This window comes from Halomonas halophila, assembly GCF_030406665.1.
Lineage (GTDB): Bacteria > Pseudomonadota > Gammaproteobacteria > Pseudomonadales > Halomonadaceae > Halomonas > Halomonas halophila.
Genome location: NZ_CP129121.1, coordinates 2,926,927 through 2,945,276, shown reverse-complemented (window position 1 = coordinate 2,945,276; position 18,350 = coordinate 2,926,927). Strand labels below are relative to the sequence as shown.

Sequence of the window (18,350 nt, the reverse complement as noted above, 5' to 3'; positions counted from 1 at the left end):
CCCTCTAGGGCAGGCTTGGTGGTATTAATTAAGCCTCGACGAATTCATTATAATTGGTTACTCTTTGGAAATAGGATGATGGATTTTTCGATGCTGATATTGGAGTGGTAGATGACAAATAACCATATGGCCAATGGTGTTCAGTTACCCCTCAGAGAGAATGAGGTTACTGATTCTGATGAACCAAATGAGGTTAAGGAAAATGAACCCTTGGTGTCATTTGTCGAGGGAGATGCAAGAAATATTCTTCTGGAAGATGAAAGTGTAGATTTGATTGTTACTTCTCCTCCCTATTGGAAGAAAAGAGACTATGGGGTTGATGGTCAAATAGGCCAAGAAGCTAGTCCTGATGATTACGTCCAAGAGATTATAAAAGCACTGAGGGAGTGGCGAAGAGTATTAAAGCCGACGGGGTCGGTTTTTTTAAATGTTGGTGATACGTATTGGAAAAAGTGTTTGGCTGCCATACCTTCTCGCTTAGAGGTGGCTGCCATAAATGACGGATGGATTCTTCGAAATCGTGTCATCTGGGCGAAAGAAAGCGGGATGCCAGAACCAGCCAGAAATCGTTTGGCTAATCGGCATGAACATATACTGCATTTAACAAAAAGCCATAATTATCATTATGACATGTTTGGCTATACGGAAGCCTTTGGTAACGGGGCAAATCCTGGAGATGTCTGGAATGTTTCATTAAAAAGAAATGTTGGGAGGCATCTTGCTCCATTTCCTGATGAGGTGGTTGAGCGCGCAGTTTTGTTAGCTTGTCCTAAGGAGGTTTGTAGCGCTTGTGGTGTGCCAAGGAAGCGAGAGATTGGAAGAACGCGTGAGCTTGATCCTTCTCGTCCACAAGCGAAACGTGCAATGGAATTGGCGGATGAGTATGGGCTTACTGACGAGCATATCCGAGCTATACAGGCAACAGGAATATCTGATGCCGGTAAAGCCAAGTCTATTCAAAGTGGCACAGGTAGGAATGCTAAGCATATACAAAAGCTCGCGGCTGAAGCGAAAGAGGTTCTAGGTGGTTATTTTAGAGAGTTTACATTCGCTAAGCGAATCACTTTAGGCTGGACAGAATGTAAATGCAACGCTGGATACTCTCCTGGCTTGGTATTGGACCCATTTATGGGCACGGGTACTACACTACGTGTTGCTGCTAATTTGGGGAGAAGGGCAGTTGGTGTGGATCTCGATATAACTAATGCTGTTTTTTCCTAGTTGATTTGGAGTGTCTTCAATGCAGGAGCGAATGTTAAATAATTCGGCTGTTAGCGAAGCGCTGAGGTTGTTGTGGGAGATGAGGACGCATCAGGCCCTAATGGGATATTTTGCGATACTTCATTCATCCAGGGGGGAGGAGTCGGATAAGGGAGTATCCGTTAATTTTAAAGCTTTCTATGATCGCTTTTGTAAAGTTAAAGGAGGTCCGCACCCATATATCAAGATATTTACTCAAGATTCTCTGAAGTGGCAGAATAAGAATGTTGCCGGATCTTATTCTCCTAGCTCTGTTCGGGCAGTTTCGCCATTGAGGAAAGTGGTGGATATAGTTGGGGAAGGAAGGCAAGCAAAGTATGTTTTGAAGGAACAGCATTATTCACAAGCCTGCGCTCATCTTGCATTTAATAACAAAATTCCTATTGAGCTTTTTTCGGCAGTGCTTTTTCGTGACCATTTGATACATGCTGAGGAAGGTAAGGAGCCCGAAGAGGTTTTAAGAGATGCTTTTTTGAGTGAATTTATAGGAAGTGAAAATGGGGGGAGTATTTGGATCTCTTTGCTAGTGGGTTTTCTATTTCGTCGGATGTTTCATGGTTTGAATAATTGTTATTTTTAAGGTGGCCTTGTGGTGTCAAGTTCTAGAATCTCATCTGAGCCTGTTCGTAGTTTGAGTGCAGAAGATTTAGGTATTCTTGTAGATGAAGAAAGTGAGGCTCAGGATGATAATCCTAGCCTAATAGACGTTTTGCCGGATGGCGATATTGTCCTTAATGTTGCCCAAGAGCTTCTGAGTGATGGTTACTCTGGCGTGATTTTTTTTGGCCCCCCTGCGACAGGGAAGTCTTGGTATGCTAGGAAAATTGCCGAACAAATCGTTGGTCATGATAGTGGCAAAGTTAGATTTGTACAATTTCATCCGTCGTACCAATACGAGGATTTTGTTGAGGGGGTAAAAGTTACACATGAAGGAGGTTTTGAATTTGAAGATAAGCACTTCCTTATAGCTTGTGAGGAAGCTAAAAAACACTCCGGGCCTTTTTTTTTAGTTATTGATGAACTTAGTCGGTGTGACCCTGTTAGGGTGTTTGGAGAAATGCTGACGTATGTAGAACATTCCAAACGAGGCGAGGTTTTTTTTCTGCCCTCTGGTAGAGAGACATATGTCCCTGAGAATTTGTTTATTCTTGCAACAATGAATCCTCTTGATCGTGGTGTAGATGAAGTCGATATGGCCTTTGAAAGGAGATTCGCAAAAATTGAGATGAGGCCTGATGAGGAGCAGCTTAAGGTTTTTTTGGAAGATAAGAGCTTTGATCCTCATGTGATAGAGGGAGTGTTGGAATTTTTTCGTTTTGTTAATGAAACAGAAAATCCATATGCCCATGTTGGTCATGCTTACTTTTCTAATGTGAGTGACACGCAGAGTCTTAAACGACTTTGGCAGTACCAGCTTAGATTTCATCTGGAGAAAGCGTACAGAGTCGATCCAGCTGGATTTAGAGATATTGAGATGAAGTGGGAGGAGCTTGTTTCTAGCAGGCTGTAACTTGTGAGAGAGTTGGTCAATGCAATTCACAGCTAAGGAGGGCTGTACGAATGATTAGCAGCTTACAGGAAGCTATAGGGTTGTCAGGGGGGGAGAAGAAACAGCGAGAAGTTATTTCTGCTATTGAGCAAAAAGAGATTGTGCTTCCTAGCGAAGTGTTTGTTTCTGAGGGAAAGCTCAATCTTTATCCTGAGGTTTTGGTTAAAGATATAGTGAGAGTTTATCTTAAGAAAAAGCAGTTAAAGTTGCAAGCAGGGAACTATGTTGGCGTGATTCCTCTGAATGAGGATTTTGCTGTTAAGATTTACCCAAAAGCCCCTATATTCAATATTGATAGAATGATTAGGGTGGCAAATGGTTTACCGCACCATTTGACTGGATGGGTTTCAGAATATGCTCCTGATGATCCCCTCTCTTTTGATCTGTTTAAATACCTGATTGACTTGCTGGTAAGCGCTTTAGATGTCATAAAAGTAGAAGGTTTGTATAAAAAAGATTGTCTGTTTAGGAATACATCGGCCTACCCCAAAGGCCGGGTTGATGTTGCTAATACAGTGAAGACTATTTGGGCTAGAGGAAGAAGGGGGGAGGTTATAAGCTCGTGGGTAGATAAAAGTGCAGACAATCCTGTTAATCGTTGTATAAAATATGCATTGTGGTTGATTGCGGAGAAGGTTAGGCGATTGGCTACAAATGGATGGGAGCGCGACTTATCAAGAATTAATAATTCATATAATTCTTTTTTAGGTGTAAGCTTTGATCAGGATCTTCAGTTCCTGTTCGATTATGAGGTGAGGGATCCTGAAGAACTTGGTTTTGGCCGGCAAGCATATATAACTGCGCTGAAAGTTTCTAAGCTTTTGATTTTCAAAGGTGGTGTTTCAGTTGGGCGAGAAGGTAGTGATTTTTCTTCTCAGTCTTTTCTTTTTAGTTTGAGTGAAATTTTTGAGAACTATTTTTACCGCGTTTTGGCTAATAGTTCGATTTTGAAAGAGAATGGGGTTAGTGTGTTAGATGGTGGAAAGTTTGGAAGTGGGGGAGCCAAGACGTGTCTCTTTGATATGGAGGGAAGAGGTGGCGGAAATGTAACACTGATGAAGAGCTTAGAGAAGTCCATTGCTACCCCTGATGTTGTTGTCCAAAAAGGTGATGGTGATAAGGCTGAGCGATTGATATTGGAAGTTAAGTATAAAAATGCTTTGCCATTGGTTGATCGTGCGGGTATTAATCAGGCTGTTACATATGGCGTGAGATATGATGCAAAAAAAGTAGTTCTGGTCCACCCAGTCAGTGATGATAGGAAAAGCCTTGCAGGAGGGCTTCACCGTTTAGGTGTTGTTAAGGATATTGAGTTGTTTCAGCTTGCTGTTGATTTGAGCCGAGAAGATATTGTTGAGATGGAAAAAGAACTCTGTAACTATGTTTGTTCTCTTCTTTAACTCTGTTTTAGAAAAAAGTGAGAACGAGAGATGGGGGGAGTTTATTACAGTAATGGTGATTACCTGGTACATGATCTCATGAGACTTCGATAGTTTGTACAGTGATGATAATCACCTGACACATGCCCCCGTGGGGCTCCTATAGTTAAGCAGTGTTTTCTGACGTTTTCCTGGGCTCCTTCTTCGGTGATTTGGGGAGCCCTTTCTTGAACGCGGCATAGGGCGTCATCCCCTTCATGTTGCGGCCTTGATGTGGGCGCTTGGTGTTGTAGATGACGAGGTAGTCATCCAGGTCCGTCTGCATCTCTTCCAGGGCCTCGTACCACTTGGTACGTCCCTGGATGCGGAAGTGCTCATCCAACAGTGTGCGGTGCAGCCGCTCGACGAACCCATTGCTTTGTGGCCGCCGAACCTTGGTAGTGCGGTGCTCGATCTCCTCGAGCTGAAGGAACAGTTCATACGGATGCTGGTCCTTACGTCCGCAGAATTCCCGGCCATTGTCGCTGAGCACCGTGCTGACCTTGGTGTTGTGAGCCTCGAAGAAGGGCAGCACGTCATTGTTGAGCACGTGGACTGCCGTGATGGGCAGCTTGTTGGTGTACAGGCGGCCCCAGGCATAGCGGCTGAAGCAATCGATAACAGACTGCAGATAGACCTTCCCTACGCCTTTGAGCGTGCCGACGAAGAAGGTGTCGACGGCGACCAGCTCGCCGGTGTGGTGGACCTCGATGTGGCGTTCACGAAATTCGGGGCTAAAGCGTTCCAGGTGGCGTACCTGGTCTTCAGTGAGCTCGATTTTCTGCTCACGCGTGGCGCGCTCGAGACGCAGCAGGCGCTCATGACGGGTCAACAAGTCATGACGACCCCAGACGCCTCGGACGCCCGTAGAGCTGACCTGAATGCCACGTAGCGCCAGTTCTTGAGCGACGCGAACCGGACCGTGGGTGGGGAAGGCCAGGCTGTGCTCAAGGATGGCCGCTTCGATCTCTTCGCTGACGCGGTTGGGGTGTGGTCCCCGCGGCCCGGGAAGCTTGTCGACGAGCCCCTCGGAGCCGAAGGTTTGATAGTTGCGACGGATCTCATAGAACTGCTGCCGGGAGTAGCCCATGATCTTGCAAGCCTTGCTGACGTTCTGCAGATCCTTGGCCAGTTCTAGGAGACTGAGCTTGCGTCGTGCTACCTTTTCTTCGGTGGTCATAGTCGTTTCCTCATGGTGTTACAGCCGAGCGTCAGACACTCGTTCTATAACCCACGGGGGGCACTATGGCCACTTTGCTTTTCAGCGGCCGACTGTCAGGTAAATACCGTCACACCTCATGCCGCAATTAACGGATGCCGGCGAGTCTCTGACGAAACCTGGGCAGGCGCCGCGCCACCGGCGGCAGGCGGGTCGCCATGATCAGGGCGGACGCCACGGCGTACAGGGTCCATTCTCCGAGGTCGGCGCGCACCCCCCAGAAGAAGTGCAGCAGTATCAGCCCGAAGATGGGGTAGGAGTGGAACCATCGGGGACAGACCTCAATTAATGCCCTTGGGACGATGGTCGCGTGGGCGTGGCGCCTTTGAACGTTGCCACCGTCGTGGTGGTGAGCCCTCGCGTAAACACGGACAGGCTTTTCCTTCGCACTCCGCACCCTGTCAGTTCCCAAGGTGACAGTCATATGGAAGTAACTCTACGAACTCCACAGACGGCCGATTACGAGGTGATTGCTTCTTGGGTGGTCGATAAGAAAGCCTGTGCTCGCTGGGCCGGCCCCTCGATGCCGTTTCCGTTTGCCCCGGAGAGCTTGCCTGAACTGCTCGAGATGGAAGGCTTCGCTAGCTATTGCCTGTCGGGTAGCAACAACGAGTGCGTGGGTTTCGGTCAGTTTTGGGTGGCGAATCCCGGTGCCGTACACATCGGGAGAATAATCATATCCCCCGAAACTCGGGGGATCGGTGCCGGTCGTCTGCTGTGCGAGAGGCTCATCGACACGGCGCTCCGATCAACCGGCGCCCACACGGTGACGCTGCGTGTATATCGAGATAATCATGCGGCACGTTCCCTGTACTCAAGCTTAGGGTTCTGTGTTGTAGAGTCAGAATCCACGGATGACCTTTTGTTTATGCGTACGATGCCTGACCAGTCACGGAAGGCAGACGCGTGAGTCGCGCCGCTGAGTTGTTGCGTCATCTCAGTCATGCCGGAATGCCCTCTATCAGGGTGACATGAGGGGCATAACCCGATTACCTCTCCATGAGATAGCGCCACAGGAACCCGCCAACCGGCGGGTTTTTTTGCTTCCAGCGAGCCCCCCCGGCTACTCTGCTCAATTCGATTCTTCTTATCTTTCTCAGGAGCCCCACCATGCCGACCCTCTCACGCCGCCAGGTCCTTGGCACGATGACCGCCGCCGGCGCCCTGATCGCCGCTGGCCAGCCGGCGTTCGCCGCCACTTCCACCACCTCTGCTGCCACCTCCGACCTCGATCAGCGGCTGGGGGAACTGGAGCGCGCTGATGACGATCGCGTGGGCGTGGCGCTGATGAACGTGGCCACCGGTGCGGTGGCGAGCCATCGCGGCGACGAGCGCTTCCTGTTCAACAGCACCGGCAAGTTCTTCATCGCCGCGGCGGTGCTGGCCCGGGTGGACGAGGGCAGCGAGACGCTGGATCGACGCGTTGTGATCGAGGAGGGGGATCTCGGTGGCTGGACGCCGATCACCGAGAAGCGGCTGGGCGAGCCCGGCCTCACCCTCGCCGAGCTGTGCCAGGCGGCGGTGGCCTGGAGTGACAACGCGGCGGCGAACGCGCTGATCGAGAGCGTCGGCGGGCCCGAGGCGGTCACCGCCTTCCTGCGCGAAATCGGCGACGACACCACCCGCCTGGACCGCCTCGAGCCCGAGCTGAACACCCACGACCACGCGGGCGACGAGCGCGACACCACCACTCCGCTGGCGATGATGACGACGCTGCGCACCCTGCTGCTGGGTGATGTCCTGTCGCCGTCGTTGCGCCACCAGCTCGCGAGCTGGATGATCGAGGGCAAGACCGGCGACGCCCGGCTGCGCGCCGGCATGCCGTCGTCGTGGCTGGTTGGCGAGAAGACCGGCACCAACGGCGTGGGCAACGCCAACGACATCGGCATCGCCTGGCCGGGCGATCGCGGCGCGGTGATCGCCGTCGCCTACACCCGGATGCCCAGCGCGACCGCCGAGCAGCGCGACGAGACCATCGCCGCCGTCGGACGGCTGGCCGCCCGGGTATAATGTCGCCTAGCGCGCCATCGGGCAGGGCTCGATGGCGCGCCCCGAACACCGCCGCGGCATGGGTCTTCTTCGTAGAGCGGACGGTGACGTCCGTTGCGGTCGATTATTCGAGAAAGGAGGGGAGAAGCGGGCTTACGGTCCTTCTTGTCTCACATCCAAGGTGTCTTTCACCCGATCAAGTACGATGATGGTCCTGAAGGATTCCACATCGGGATTTTGATGGAATAGCCGGTCGGACATCTCGTTGAAGCGGCTCATGCTGGAGACCAATATCGTTAACATGAAGTCCGTCTCACCCGTCACGTAGTAGCATTGCTGAATCTCATCTCCTGAGAACAGTCCTTTCAGACGCTCCAGGTCCTCCGTGTTCGTCTTCCTGGCCTTTACCTCCACGATGATGGTGATGGCCTGGCCCAGCTTTTCAGGCTCAAGAATGGCCACGTTACGCCGAATATAGCCTTCCTTCTTTAGCTTCTTGATACGGCGCTGCACGGAAGGGAGCGATAGATGGACGGTTTCCGCTAACTCGCGAAGAGGCGTCTGGCAGTCTTGCTGAAGCAGCTCGAGCAATGAGTGATCATGCTTGTCCAGAGGCATGGCGCGTACCGGTGAGAAAATTTATCACGGAGCCTACTTAAAACGAGAGCCTTTATCAAAGGTGATGAAATAAGATGCTGGTCCATCCGCCACCCAGCGTTGAGTTTCTGATGAACGGCCAGCCCAATACCGCCTTCGGCGTGACCACCAATGTCATGGCTTCCGTGTTTTTTGCCTTGATATTTGCCTATGCCGCTTTGCTTGATCCGCTGGAAGGAGAAGAGGTCTATGGCTGGCGAATTCTTGTGACATTTCCCTGCCTGACGCTGATTCTTGGTTTGAGAAAATGCTGGCCGCAGGTGCTGGAGATTTATCGGCGCCTTTTCCGTGAGCGGTATCTCTGGATGACTCGGATACTGTCCGCATCTCTTCTGGGCGTTCAGCTATGGATTTTCATGTGGGCACCGGCGAATGGCCATGGGCTTGCCGTCTCGTTGGGTTATTTCATCATGCCGATTACCATGGTGATCCTGGGCAGGATTGCCTTCAAGGATCGCATGTCCGTCTTGCAGAAGCTGTCATGTACCTTTGCCGTTGTCGGAGTGGCCAATGAGGTGATGGTCTCCGAAAGCCTGACCTGGCCGACGCTAGTCATCTGTTTGGGCTATCCGGTCTATTTCTGGCTCCGCCGCGTGACCGATACCAACAACATCGGCGGGCTCTGGTTCGATATGTTGCTCAGTATGCCCCTGGCGCTGTTCTTTATTGTTCAGAAGGGCTATGTGCTGGCCGAGGTGAATGCCTCGCCACACCTGATCTGGCTCGTTCTGGGCCTAGGGGGCATCAGTGCGCTTGCCTTGACCTTCCAGTCGCTTTCCGCCCCGCATCTGAATCTTAGCCTTTTCGGCCTGCTGATCTATGTCGAGCCGGTGCTCCTGTTCCTCGTCTCGATATCGCTTGGCGAGTCCATCGACTACGGTCAATGGCCGACGTATATGGCCATCTGGCTGGCAGTCTTCGTGCTGCTATTGGAAGGCGTGTGCGGGCTACGCAAGGAACGGCGAGCCGCATAGCTCTGGTGTCGGTCGCGGCTACTCTGGCCGACCCCGTTCCGCGATCTTGCCCCATTCAACATGCCACCACTCACGCCGCAGGTTCTCGGGACGATGTACGACGCCCGGGTATAATGTCGCCCAGCGCGCCATCGGGCAGGGCTCGATGGCGCGACCCGAACACCGCCGCGGCATGAGCGCGTCATGCCGCGTGCCATGAACGCAGCAACGAAAGGGGATGGGCGACCCATGAGCACCACATCGTTCGAGGCGCTGGCCTGCCCGCTGGACGGCGACCCGCTGTCGCGCCGCGACGGCGCCTGGCGCTGCGCGGCCGGGCACAGCTTCGATATCGCCCGCCAGGGCTACGTGCACCTGCTGCCGGTGCAGAACAAGCGCTCCCGCGATCCCGGCGACAGCAAGGAGATGGTGGCGGCGCGGCGGCGCTTCCTCGAGGCCGGCCACTATCGGCCCATCGCCGAGACGGTCGGCCGCGCGGTACTGGCGGAAGCGCCTGCCGGCGGCACGCTGAGCTGCCTGGATGCCGGCTGCGGCGAGGGCTTTTATCTACGAGCGCTGCGCGAGCTGTCCAGTGTGGCGACCGAGAGTGAGACAGCGCAGGGCGGGGCGGTCACGCTGTCGCTGCTGGGCGTGGATATCTCCAAGTGGGCGGTGCTGGCCGCCGCCAAGCGCGAGAAGGCCGCCACCTGGGTGGTGGGCACCAACGCCCATCTGCCGGTGCAGGCGCAGAGCCTCGACCGCGTGCTGTGCCTGTTCGGCTTCCCCGTCTACCCGGAGTTCGCCCGGATGCTGAAGCCGGGTGGCGAGCTGCTGATGGTCGAGGCCGGGCCGGACCATCTGCGCGAGCTGCGCGAGATCATCTACCCGAGCCTGAAGCCGCCCCGCGAGGACGACGCGGCCGCGCCCGAGGGCTTCACGCGGCGGCCCGGCGAGGCGCTGCGCTATACCATCGACCTCGAGGGCGCCGAGCCGATCGCCGATCTGCTGGCGATGACGCCGCACCTGCACCGCGCCAGCGCCGAGGGGCGCGAGCAGGCCGCGGCGCTTTCCTCGCTCACCCTCACCGTGGATGTGCGGCTGACGCGGCTGGTGCGAGAATAGGGCGTTCCGGCCGAACGCCAGTGCGCTCCACCGGGTGGGGCGAAGGGTCGCAGTTGATAGGACGCTAACTTGTCGCCATGTTAGCGTAGACGCCTGACCACACATTCCCAGGCCCTGGCGCGGCGCGCCGCGAGGGGCCGACAAGCGGAACCTAGAACATGAGCCAACTCGAAGTCTCCCCCCTGCGTCGTCCCCGCCGGCTGCGCCAGTCGCCGGCCATTCGTGATCTGGTCCGGGAGCACGACTTCTCCCTCAACGACCTGGTGCACCCGATCTTCATCGAGGAAGGCATCGACGAGCCCAAGGACGTGTCCGCCATGCCGGGCATCGTCCGCTACCCGGAGGCCATGGTCGAGGCCGAGATCAAGGAGCTCGCCGCGCTGGGCGTGCGCTACGTGATGCCGTTCGGCATCTCCCGCCACAAGGACGAGCTGGGCAGCGACACCTGGCACGACGAGGGCCTGCTGGCCCGCATGATCCGCACCATCAAGCAGGCCTGCCCGGAGATGGTGGTCATTCCGGACATCTGCTTCTGCGAATACACCAGCCACGGCCACTGCGGCGTGGTCGAGGACGGCCATGTCTGCAACGATGCCACGGTGGAGAACCTGGTGAAGCAGAGCGTCGCCGCGGCCCGGGCCGGCGCCGACATGCTGGCGCCCTCGGCGATGATGGACGGCCAGGTGCGCGCCATCCGCGAGGGCCTGGACGCCGCCGGCTTCGAGCAGGTGGCGATCCTCGCGCACTCCGCCAAGTTCGCTTCGGCGTTCTACGGCCCCTTCCGCACCGCGGTCGACAGCGAGCTCCAGGGCGACCGCAAGGGCTACCAGATGGACATCGCCAACGGCCGCCAGGCGCTGGTCGAGTGCCTGCTGGACGAGGACGAGGGCGCCGACATCCTGATGGTCAAGCCGGGCACGCCCTACCTCGACGTGCTGGCCAACCTGCGCCAGCGCACCGACCTGCCGCTGGCCTCCTACCAGGTCGGCGGCGAATACGCCGGCATCAAGTACGCCGCCATGGCCGGCGCGCTGGACGAGCGCGAGGTGGTGTTCGAGACCCTGGTCGGCTTCAAGCGCGCCGGCGCCGACCTGATCGTCAGCTACTACACCAAGCAGGTCGCGGAGTGGCTGGCGGGGAAATAAGGCCCGACCAGCGCTAGGCTTTTCTGCCGATGTGACGAGAACCACCGCCCGAGAGGGCGGTGGTTTTTTGTGCGCGTGGCTGGGCGCCGGGGCCGTGCCCCAATGGCGTGGATGATCGCGGCGGATGCGAACGATAGACGGCCGCTAACGGCTTGATAGGATGCTAACGTGCCTCCACATGCTAGGGTGTGCGACATCACCCGCCATCGAGGAGGCGTCATGAGTCAAGGTAACGCGTACGTTCCGCCCAGGGTCTGGACCTGGGAAAAAGCCAGCGGCGGCAGCTTCTCCAGCATCAACCGCCCCATCGCCGGGCCGACCCACGACCAGGCGCTGCCGGTCGGCGAGCATCCGTTCCAGCTCTATTCCCTGGCCACGCCCAACGGGGTGAAGGCGACGGTGATGCTCGAGGAACTGCTCGAGCTGGGCTACAAGGACGCCGAGTACGACGCCTGGCTGATCCGCATCGGCGAGGGCGAGCAGTTCGGCAGCGGCTTCGTCGAGATCAACCCGAACTCGAAGATCCCGGCGCTGGTCGACCACGGCCCGGCCGAGCCGATCCGGGTGTTCGAGTCCGGCTCGATCCTGCTCTACCTGGCCGAGCGCTTCGGCGAGTTCCTGCCGGGCGATCTCACCGGCCGCACCGAGACCATGAACTGGCTGTTCTGGCAGATGGGCAGCGCGCCCTTCGTCGGCGGCGGCTTCGGCCACTTCTACGCCTACGCGCCGGAGAAGCTGGAGTACCCGATCGACCGCTATGCCATGGAGACCAAGCGCCAGCTCGACGTGCTGAACCGCCGCCTGGCCGAGTCGCCCTATCTGGCCGGCGACGAGTACACCATCGCCGACATGGCCGCCTGGCCCTGGTACGGCCAGCTGGTGCTGGGCCGGCTCTATGACGCCGCCGAGTTCCTGCAGGTGCATGAATACGAGCACGTGATGCGCTGGGCCAAGGCCATCGACGCCCGCCCGGCCGTGCAGCGTGGCCGCATGGTCAACCGCACCTTCGGCGAGCCGGAGACGCAGCTGCACGAGCGCCACGATGCCAGCGACTTCGAGCATAAGACGCAGGACGTTATAAACTCCTAACCGTTTGATCTTTGCACTTCGAGCGCCGCGGGCCTAGTGTCCGCGGCGCTTATCGTTTCCAAAGAGGTCAAGATGTCCACTCTGCTGTCCCCCCTCTGGCGCGGCTATCGCGACAGCTCGCTGATCCTGCGCGTCACCATCGCGCTGGTGCTGGGCGCCGCGGTCGGCCTGATCGGCGGCCCGGCCGTCGGCGAGGCGCTGGCGCCGCTCGGCGAGCTGCTGATGCGGCTGTTGAAGTTCATCATCCTGCCGATCGTGCTGTTCACCCTGATGTCCGGCGTCAACCAGGGCCGCGACGGCAGCCTGGGGCGTATCGGGCGCAAGGTGTTCCTCTACTACCTGGCGACCTCGGCGCTGGCGATCGTGGTCGGCCTGGCCGTGGCGAGCCTGCTGTCGCCGGGAGAGGGCATGACGCTCGAGGGCGCCGGTTCCATGTCGGTGCCGGAGAATCCCGGCATCCTCTCGGTGCTGCTGGGTATCGTGCCGACCAATATCGTCGAGGCCTTCGCCGACCAGAACCTGCTGGGCATCATCTTCACCGCCCTGGTGTTCGGCCTGGCCGTGGCCCGGCTGCGCCAGTCCGAGGCCCACGCCGAGCTGGGCGAGCGCCTGCACGGGCTGATCGAGGCGCTCAACGCCGCGACCCTCAAGGTGATGAGCGGCATCCTGCACGTGGTGCCGGTGGGCGTGTTCGCCATCGTCGCCGGCACCGTGGCCCAGCAGGGCCTCGGCACGCTGCTGTCGCTCGGCGACATGGTGGTGGTGCTCTACGTGGCGCTGGGCGTGCAGCTGCTGGTCTATCTCGGCCTGCTCAAGGGCTTCGGCGTGTCGGCGCGGCGCTTCTTCCGCGAGGCGCGCACGCCCATGGCCACTGCCTTCGCCACCCAGAGCAGCTCCGGCACCCTGCCGCTGACCCTCGATGCGGCGCGCCGGCTGGGGCTCTCGCGCGGGCTCTACGGCTTCAGCCTGCCGCTGGGCGCGACGCTGAACATGGACGGCGCGGCGATCCGCATCGCCATCTCGGCGGTGTTTGCCGCCAACGTGGCGGGCATGTCGCTGGATCTGGCCAGCATGGCGCAGATCGTGGTGGTGGGCACCCTGATCTCGGTGGGCACCGCCGGGGTGCCGGGCGCGGGCATCGTGATGATCGCCACGGTGTTCTCCCAGGTCGGCCTGCCGATCGAGGCCGTGGCGCTGCTGACCGCCATCGATGCCCTGGTCGGCATGGGCTGCACGGCGCTGAACGTCACCGGCGACCTGGTCGGTACCGCCGTGATCGGCCGCAGCGAGGGCGAGCGCCTCAGCGAGCGGCCCGTCGAGGACGGCGAGTCGGCAGCGACGGCAGACGCCCGCGCCTGAGCGAGCCAGCGGCGGCGGGACACCCGCCAAGCGAGCATGAAAAACCCGCCATCCGGCGGGTTTTTCCGTTCTTCGCAGCGCGGTGACGTGGGGGCAGGGCGGCCGGGCCCTCAGCTCGAGGCGGCGTCGCTCGCCGGCGCCTGGCGCGCATAGCGCCGGGCCAGCACCGCGCAGACGAACAGCTGAATCTGGTGGAACAGCATCAGCGGCAGGATCATGGTGCCGATGGTCTGGGGCGGGAACAGCACGTTGGCCATGGGCACGCCGCTGGCCAGCGACTTCTTGGAGCCGCAGAAGACGATGGCGATCTCGTCCTCGCGGGTGAAGCCCAGCCGGCGGCTGGCGGCGATGGTGATGCCCAGCACGCAGGCCAGCAGCAGACAGTCGGCCACCACCATCACCGCCAGGTCCGAGGCCGACAGCCGCTGCCACAGCCCGGCGACCATGGCCTCGCTGAAGGCCAGGTAGACCACCATCAGGATCGAGCCGCGATCGACGACGCCGAGCCACGACTTGTTGCGCCGGACCCAGTCGCCGATCCGGCGCTGCAGCACCTGCCCGAGCAGGAAGGGCGCCAGCAGCTGCAGCAGGATGGCGCCCATGGCCTCCAGCCGGAAGCCGCCGCTATCCCCGGTGGCCATCACCACGCTGACCAGCAGCGGGGTCAGGAACATGCCCAGGATGTTCGAGGCCGAGGCCGCGCAGATCGCCGCCGGCACGTTGCCGCCGGCCATCGAGGTGAAGGCGATCGACGACTGCACGGTGGAGGGCAGCACGCACAGGAACAGGATGCCCATGGCCAGCGCCGGCGGCAGCAGGCCGGGGGCGAACAGTCCGATCAGCAGCCCCAGCAGCGGGAACAGCGCGAAGGTGCAGGCCAGAATCACCAGGTGCAGGCGCCAGTGGGTCATGCCCTGGATCACCGTGCGTGGCGACAGGCGGGCGCCGTGAAGGAAGAACAGCAGCGCGATGGCCAGTTTGGTCAGCCAGCCGAAGGCATCGGCGGCCTCGCCGTCGATCGGCAGCAGAGCGGCCAGGATGACGGTGGCGATCAGCATCAGCAGGAAACGGTCGATAGGCAGGCGTTGCAGCAGCGTCATGGGAGCCCTGGCGGCGAAGGATGAGCCATCATTCTATAAGGCTTGCCTGCTAATCGTAAGCCGTCGCAGCGGGGGGCGTCGACGGCGCCGCGCTGGCCACGCAACCGGCGGGGCGCGCACAACGAAAAGGGCCCGCCGAAGCGGGCCCTCTTGCAGTGAACCCTGAGGTTCACCGGGTCATCGTGATCCGGGGATCAGTCGATGGCCTTGATGTTAGAGGCCTGAAGGCCCTTCTTGCCCTGAGTCACGTCGAAGGAGACCTGCTGGCCTTCCTGCAGTGACTTGAAGCCTTCAGCCTGAATTTCGGAGAAGTGGGCGAACACGTCATCGCTGCCGTCGGACGGAGAAATGAAGCCGAAACCCTTGGAATCGTTGAACCACTTGACGGTACCAGTAGCCATTTGAAAATCCTCTCGCGCTAAGCGCCTTGTAAAGTTTCTGGAATTACCCAGGAATCAGTAGCGGGTACAACAAGAAATACAATTACAGGCGGTCGAAACGAGTCGAATGCTTCTGGAACCATGCTGCTTGCTCACCAACTGGCGCCACAGTGTCACGCTGGCCGCCTCAGGTCAAAGACTTTCGAGCATTATTTTTCCGGGGGCGTCGACGAGGCGGGGTCGGCGGCCCGCCGAACGGGGCCGCGGGCACCTATACTGACAAGCCACAGGGCGACTCCCGGGAGGACACCATGGGCAGTCGGTTGATGAGAGGCATGATGGCCGGGTTCGTCGCCACCTTCGTGGTCTCGATGATCCTGGTGTTGCGCCTGGCAGCGGGGATCATGCCCTGGTACGACCCCATCGAGATCATGAACCTGGCCATGCAGGATGCGTTCGACACGCCGGACAGCCGTGAGCTGGCCTGGGGGATCCATTTCGCGGTGGGCACCCTGATCTGGGGCTTCCTCTACGGGCTGCTGACGCCCTACCTGCCGGGCCGCACCCACCTGCGGCGCGGGCTGGCCTTCGGGCTGATCAGCTGGCTGGTGGTGATGGTCACGGTCTTCCCGCTGGCGGGCTCCGGCCTGTTCGGCCTGGGCTTCGGGGCGATCGCCCCGCTGTCGATGCTGCTCGCCCACGTGGTGTTCGGGCTGGTGATCGGTGCCGTCTACGGGCGCACGCGCGGGGTGGTCTAGGCCCGGCACGAGCCGCCGCGGGTCAGCCGCCGACGCTGAGACGCCCGTCGGCGATGCGCCCGCTGGCCCCGTAACGCCAGGGGCGGTTGTGCAGGCCGTGGCCGCTGGGCAGGCCGGTGTAGAGCGGCAGGCCCAGCGGTGCCAGGGTCTCGGCGACGATGGCCTCGAGCGGCGTGTCGCCGTAGGGCCGGCAGCCTTCGAAGGTGCCCAGGCACACCGCGGCGGCGCGGTCCAGGGCGCCGCCGTGCATCAGCTGCCACAGGGCGCGCTCCAGGCGGTAGTAGGGCTCGCCCACGTCCTCGAGGATCACCAGCGAGCCGGGCGGAGCGCGGAAGCCGGCGGGCGTGCCGACCAGGCTGGCGAGGGTGGCGAGATTGCCGCCCACGACCGGCCCCTCGAGGGTGGTCGGCGCCTCCGCCCAGGGCGCGATGGGGTAGTCGAGAACGGTCGGCCCGGCGATCAGCGCCAGGGTCTCCTCGAACTGCTGGCGCACGATCCGTCGTTCGTCGTCGCTTCCCTCGAGCATGCCGGCGGCGGCCTTGGCCACCGGGCCGTGGATGGCCGGCACGCCGTGGCGGTGGCAGTGGTCGAGCAGCACCGTCACGTCCGAGTAGCCGATCAGCGGCTTGTTCGAGCGCGCCAGGCGACGCCAGTCGATGCCGTCGATCAGCTGGGCGGCCCCGTAGCCGCCACGCACCGCCCATACCGCCTGGGTCTCGGGGTCGCCGAAGGCGGCGTGTAGCTGGTCCAGGCGGTACGCGCGGCTGCCGGCCAGGTAGCGCTGCGGTGCCTGCAATGGCGTTTCCAACCGCACCTCGACGCCCAGCGCCTCCAGGCCGCGCAGGCCGGCATCGATGGCCTCGGGGGCGGTGAAGGACGATGGGGCGATCAGGCTGACGGCGAGCGGCATGGCAGACTCCTCGTGGGGCGAAGGCTAGGCTCGGCATTGTCGGCGGGATATGGCCGGCTGTCACGGGCGTCCCCGCCGCATGTCATGCCTTCGACTGGCATGGCTCATCCCTTGTGACTGAGACGTTCTCAGGTGGCCCGCCGTAGCCCCCTTGGCTTGACTGAGAAGGCAGCGAGACGCGCTGCGCGACCGGTTCAGCGAGGGGAGGGCAAGCAGTTGATGACGGCAATCGCGAAAAGAGCGCTGGCGGGGCTGGCCCTGGCAGGCCTGTCCGTCAGCGGTGTCGGGCAGGCCGAGGAAGTGGCGTCGATGAGCCTGCTGGAGGATGCCCTTGGCGCCACCTGGCCGGGCATGGTCGAGGGGGCCACCGTGGTCGACTGGCAAGGCGAGGTGCTGCAGGAGGGAGACAACGGCTATACCTGCATGCCCACGCCGCCGAGCATGAGCGGGCGGGCGCCCATGTGCCTGGACGAGGCATGGATGGCCTGGGCCCAGGCCTGGCAGAATCGCGAGCCCTTCACGGCGGAGCGCCTGGGCATCGCCTACATGCTGGCGGGCGACGAGGGCGCGAGTAACCTGGACCCGTACGCCGAGGGACCCACCGAGGACAACCAGTGGGTGGTCGAGGGGCCGCATCTGATGATCATCGGGCCGCCGGCGCTGCTGGAGGCCTTCCCTGCCGATCCCGACAACGGCGGCCCCTACCTGATGTGGAAGGGCACCGACTATCAGCATCTGATGGTGCCGGTGGACGCGCGCCCCTAGGCCGTGTGCGGGCGGTGTCGAATTCGGCGGCTGGAACACACCGCCTGAGCGGCGTCGGGGGACGAGCGCATGGAGGCTGTCGCTAGGTCAGTCGCGATCGGCGTCTTGCCGGTGGGGCCGAGGGGCGTCGAGGAAGTCGGCCAGGGCCTCCAGGGCGAGGGTCTGGAGGCGGGCGGCGTCGGCCCAGCATTTCAGGACGTAGCTGTCGAAGATCACGGAGTCGGACGGCATGGTGGCGGTCCTCTCTGGGGGGAGGTACCGTCAGTGTAGCGCGTTTTGCTGCGGTGCAGCATGATGATTCGATGACCGCTCGCCGCCCCGCCCGTGGCAGGGCGGCGGATCGCGCTCAGGGTTTGGGATCGGTGGCGGCCCGCTCGAAGAGTTCCGCCTTGGCATCGCGCATGATGTCCTCGCAGGCGGCCTGCTGGGTGAGTTCGGTGAGCAGTTCCTGGGCCATGAGGAAGCCCTTGCCGAGGCAGTCGTCGACGTCCTCCCGGGCCACCCGGGGCTCGGTGTGGCAGTCGAGCTTGATCGTTCTTCCACCGTCGTCCAGACGGTCGGCCAGCCGCCTCAGTCGCCAGGCGAGGCGAGTCCTCCAGCTGGCCGATGTTTCCGCGCCTTCGGTCACGCTCAGGGTGCAACGCCATTCGGGCTTGTAGACCTTCATGCGAACCTCC

At 60.1% G+C, this 18,350-nt stretch carries 20 protein-coding genes; 13 read left to right on the top strand and 7 right to left on the bottom strand.

Features of this window, described 5'->3' with window-relative positions; genetic code table 11:
- Window positions 1-111 precede the first annotated feature (111 nt).
- Genes QWG60_RS13870 through QWG60_RS13855 form a run of 4 tightly spaced genes read left to right on the top strand, consistent with a single transcriptional unit; the run spans window position 112 to window position 4,209 of the window.
- Window positions 112-1,221 (top strand): DNA-methyltransferase, encoded by a 1,110-nt coding sequence (locus QWG60_RS13870; protein ID WP_146908538.1) that lies wholly within the window; start codon window positions 112-114, stop codon window positions 1,219-1,221.
- 19 nt (window positions 1,222-1,240) lie between these two features.
- Complete coding sequence (locus QWG60_RS13865) at window positions 1,241-1,840, top strand: hypothetical protein (protein ID WP_290130905.1); 600 nt, start codon at window positions 1,241-1,243, stop codon at window positions 1,838-1,840.
- A gap of 12 nt (window positions 1,841-1,852) precedes the next feature.
- On the top strand, window positions 1,853-2,770 hold the full coding sequence (locus QWG60_RS13860; protein WP_186810062.1) for an McrB family protein: 918 nt from the start codon (window positions 1,853-1,855) through the stop codon (window positions 2,768-2,770).
- A gap of 50 nt (window positions 2,771-2,820) precedes the next feature.
- Entirely contained in the window at window positions 2,821-4,209 is a 1,389-nt protein-coding gene (locus tag QWG60_RS13855) for a 5-methylcytosine restriction system specificity protein McrC (RefSeq protein ID WP_146908531.1), read from the top strand.
- A 145-nt stretch (window positions 4,210-4,354) separates the two neighbouring features.
- Here QWG60_RS13855 and QWG60_RS13850 read toward each other — a convergent pair whose 3' ends face one another.
- On the bottom strand, window positions 4,355-5,407 hold the full coding sequence (locus QWG60_RS13850) for an IS481 family transposase (RefSeq protein ID WP_146908529.1): 1,053 nt from the start codon (window positions 5,405-5,407) through the stop codon (window positions 4,355-4,357).
- A gap of 463 nt (window positions 5,408-5,870) precedes the next feature.
- On the opposite strand from QWG60_RS13850, the gene QWG60_RS16835 reads away from it, so the two are divergent.
- Together QWG60_RS16835 and bla are read left to right on the top strand one after the other, a co-directional pair.
- Complete coding sequence (locus QWG60_RS16835; protein WP_146908527.1) at window positions 5,871-6,356, top strand: GNAT family N-acetyltransferase; 486 nt, start codon at window positions 5,871-5,873, stop codon at window positions 6,354-6,356.
- A gap of 200 nt (window positions 6,357-6,556) precedes the next feature.
- Complete coding sequence (gene bla / locus QWG60_RS13840) at window positions 6,557-7,456, top strand: class A beta-lactamase (RefSeq protein WP_146908525.1); 900 nt, start codon at window positions 6,557-6,559, stop codon at window positions 7,454-7,456.
- A gap of 132 nt (window positions 7,457-7,588) precedes the next feature.
- On the opposite strand, the gene QWG60_RS13835 is transcribed toward bla, so the two are convergent.
- Window positions 7,589-8,053, bottom strand: a complete 465-nt coding sequence (locus QWG60_RS13835) for an Lrp/AsnC family transcriptional regulator (RefSeq protein ID WP_146908523.1) — start codon at window positions 8,051-8,053, stop codon at window positions 7,589-7,591.
- A 74-nt stretch (window positions 8,054-8,127) separates the two neighbouring features.
- On the opposite strand from QWG60_RS13835, the gene rarD reads away from it, so the two are divergent.
- The 5 genes from rarD (at window position 8,128) to QWG60_RS13810 (ending at window position 13,760) form a co-directional block, all read left to right on the top strand.
- Window positions 8,128-9,066: an EamA family transporter RarD gene (rarD, locus tag QWG60_RS13830; protein ID WP_246124663.1), complete on the top strand. Its 939-nt coding sequence runs from the start codon at window positions 8,128-8,130 to the stop codon at window positions 9,064-9,066.
- Between the two features lie 228 nt (window positions 9,067-9,294).
- A complete protein-coding gene (locus tag QWG60_RS13825) occupies window positions 9,295-10,167 on the top strand; it encodes a putative RNA methyltransferase (protein ID WP_146908521.1) in 873 nt (290 codons plus the stop codon).
- Between the two features lie 158 nt (window positions 10,168-10,325).
- Window positions 10,326-11,312 (top strand): porphobilinogen synthase, encoded by a 987-nt coding sequence (gene hemB / locus QWG60_RS13820; protein ID WP_146908519.1) that lies wholly within the window; start codon window positions 10,326-10,328, stop codon window positions 11,310-11,312.
- A gap of 219 nt (window positions 11,313-11,531) precedes the next feature.
- Entirely contained in the window at window positions 11,532-12,401 is an 870-nt protein-coding gene (gene yghU, locus QWG60_RS13815; RefSeq protein ID WP_146908517.1) for a glutathione-dependent disulfide-bond oxidoreductase, read from the top strand.
- 72 nt (window positions 12,402-12,473) lie between these two features.
- Window positions 12,474-13,760, top strand: coding sequence for a dicarboxylate/amino acid:cation symporter (locus QWG60_RS13810; RefSeq protein ID WP_146908515.1), 1,287 nt, complete (start codon window positions 12,474-12,476; stop codon window positions 13,758-13,760).
- Window positions 13,761-13,870: 110 nt separating this feature from the next.
- Here the strand turns inward: QWG60_RS13810 and QWG60_RS13805 are convergent, their stop codons facing one another.
- Both QWG60_RS13805 and QWG60_RS13800 read right to left on the bottom strand, forming a co-directional pair.
- The gene (locus QWG60_RS13805; protein WP_046078275.1) at window positions 13,871-14,860 is read right to left on the bottom strand and encodes a bile acid:sodium symporter family protein; all 990 of its coding nucleotides are present in this window, start codon (window positions 14,858-14,860) and stop codon (window positions 13,871-13,873) included.
- Window positions 14,861-15,054: 194 nt separating this feature from the next.
- On the bottom strand, window positions 15,055-15,261 hold the full coding sequence (locus QWG60_RS13800) for a cold-shock protein (protein ID WP_016853567.1): 207 nt from the start codon (window positions 15,259-15,261) through the stop codon (window positions 15,055-15,057).
- A gap of 290 nt (window positions 15,262-15,551) precedes the next feature.
- Between QWG60_RS13800 and QWG60_RS13795 the strand changes: the two genes are divergently transcribed.
- On the top strand, window positions 15,552-15,998 hold the full coding sequence (locus tag QWG60_RS13795) for a DUF6789 family protein (RefSeq protein WP_035597652.1): 447 nt from the start codon (window positions 15,552-15,554) through the stop codon (window positions 15,996-15,998).
- Window positions 15,999-16,020: 22 nt separating this feature from the next.
- Here the strand turns inward: QWG60_RS13795 and QWG60_RS13790 are convergent, their stop codons facing one another.
- Window positions 16,021-16,908 carry a S66 peptidase family protein gene (locus QWG60_RS13790; protein WP_146908513.1) on the bottom strand — a complete coding sequence of 296 codons (888 nt, stop codon included), beginning with the start codon at window positions 16,906-16,908 and terminating at the stop codon, window positions 16,021-16,023.
- A 216-nt stretch (window positions 16,909-17,124) separates the two neighbouring features.
- Between QWG60_RS13790 and QWG60_RS13785 the strand changes: the two genes are divergently transcribed.
- Window positions 17,125-17,673 carry a hypothetical protein gene (locus QWG60_RS13785; protein ID WP_202020701.1) on the top strand — a complete coding sequence of 183 codons (549 nt, stop codon included), beginning with the start codon at window positions 17,125-17,127 and terminating at the stop codon, window positions 17,671-17,673.
- An 87-nt stretch (window positions 17,674-17,760) separates the two neighbouring features.
- On the opposite strand, the gene QWG60_RS13780 is transcribed toward QWG60_RS13785, so the two are convergent.
- Together QWG60_RS13780 and QWG60_RS13775 are read right to left on the bottom strand one after the other, a co-directional pair.
- Window positions 17,761-17,904: a hypothetical protein gene (locus QWG60_RS13780; RefSeq protein WP_161796799.1), complete on the bottom strand. Its 144-nt coding sequence runs from the start codon at window positions 17,902-17,904 to the stop codon at window positions 17,761-17,763.
- A 115-nt stretch (window positions 17,905-18,019) separates the two neighbouring features.
- Window positions 18,020-18,340: a hypothetical protein gene (locus QWG60_RS13775; RefSeq protein ID WP_046078272.1), complete on the bottom strand. Its 321-nt coding sequence runs from the start codon at window positions 18,338-18,340 to the stop codon at window positions 18,020-18,022.
- Window positions 18,341-18,350: the final 10 nt, after the last annotated feature.

Bases quoted from the DNA above. Each gene is read 5' to 3' on its own strand.
- QWG60_RS16835 (WP_146908527.1), top strand. From the start codon at position 5,871: ATGGAAGTAACTCTACGAACTCCACAGACGGCCGATTACGAGGTGATT.
- QWG60_RS13800 (WP_016853567.1), bottom strand. From the start codon at position 15,261: ATGGCTACTGGTACCGTCAAGTGGTTCAACGATTCCAAGGGTTTCGGC.
- rarD (WP_246124663.1), top strand. From the start codon at position 8,128: ATGCTGGTCCATCCGCCACCCAGCGTTGAGTTTCTGATGAACGGCCAG.
- QWG60_RS13810 (WP_146908515.1), top strand. From the start codon at position 12,474: ATGTCCACTCTGCTGTCCCCCCTCTGGCGCGGCTATCGCGACAGCTCG.
- QWG60_RS13865 (WP_290130905.1), top strand. From the start codon at position 1,241: ATGCAGGAGCGAATGTTAAATAATTCGGCTGTTAGCGAAGCGCTGAGG.
- yghU (WP_146908517.1), top strand. From the start codon at position 11,532: ATGAGTCAAGGTAACGCGTACGTTCCGCCCAGGGTCTGGACCTGGGAA.
- QWG60_RS13850 (WP_146908529.1), bottom strand. From the start codon at position 5,407: ATGACCACCGAAGAAAAGGTAGCACGACGCAAGCTCAGTCTCCTAGAA.
- QWG60_RS13775 (WP_046078272.1), bottom strand. From the start codon at position 18,340: ATGAAGGTCTACAAGCCCGAATGGCGTTGCACCCTGAGCGTGACCGAA.
- QWG60_RS13825 (WP_146908521.1), top strand. From the start codon at position 9,295: ATGAGCACCACATCGTTCGAGGCGCTGGCCTGCCCGCTGGACGGCGAC.
- hemB (WP_146908519.1), top strand. From the start codon at position 10,326: ATGAGCCAACTCGAAGTCTCCCCCCTGCGTCGTCCCCGCCGGCTGCGC.
- QWG60_RS13795 (WP_035597652.1), top strand. From the start codon at position 15,552: ATGGGCAGTCGGTTGATGAGAGGCATGATGGCCGGGTTCGTCGCCACC.
- QWG60_RS13790 (WP_146908513.1), bottom strand. From the start codon at position 16,908: ATGCCGCTCGCCGTCAGCCTGATCGCCCCATCGTCCTTCACCGCCCCC.
- QWG60_RS13870 (WP_146908538.1), top strand. From the start codon at position 112: ATGACAAATAACCATATGGCCAATGGTGTTCAGTTACCCCTCAGAGAG.
- QWG60_RS13855 (WP_146908531.1), top strand. From the start codon at position 2,821: ATGATTAGCAGCTTACAGGAAGCTATAGGGTTGTCAGGGGGGGAGAAG.
- QWG60_RS13835 (WP_146908523.1), bottom strand. From the start codon at position 8,053: ATGCCTCTGGACAAGCATGATCACTCATTGCTCGAGCTGCTTCAGCAA.
- QWG60_RS13805 (WP_046078275.1), bottom strand. From the start codon at position 14,860: ATGACGCTGCTGCAACGCCTGCCTATCGACCGTTTCCTGCTGATGCTG.
- bla (WP_146908525.1), top strand. From the start codon at position 6,557: ATGCCGACCCTCTCACGCCGCCAGGTCCTTGGCACGATGACCGCCGCC.
- QWG60_RS13780 (WP_161796799.1), bottom strand. From the start codon at position 17,904: ATGCCGTCCGACTCCGTGATCTTCGACAGCTACGTCCTGAAATGCTGG.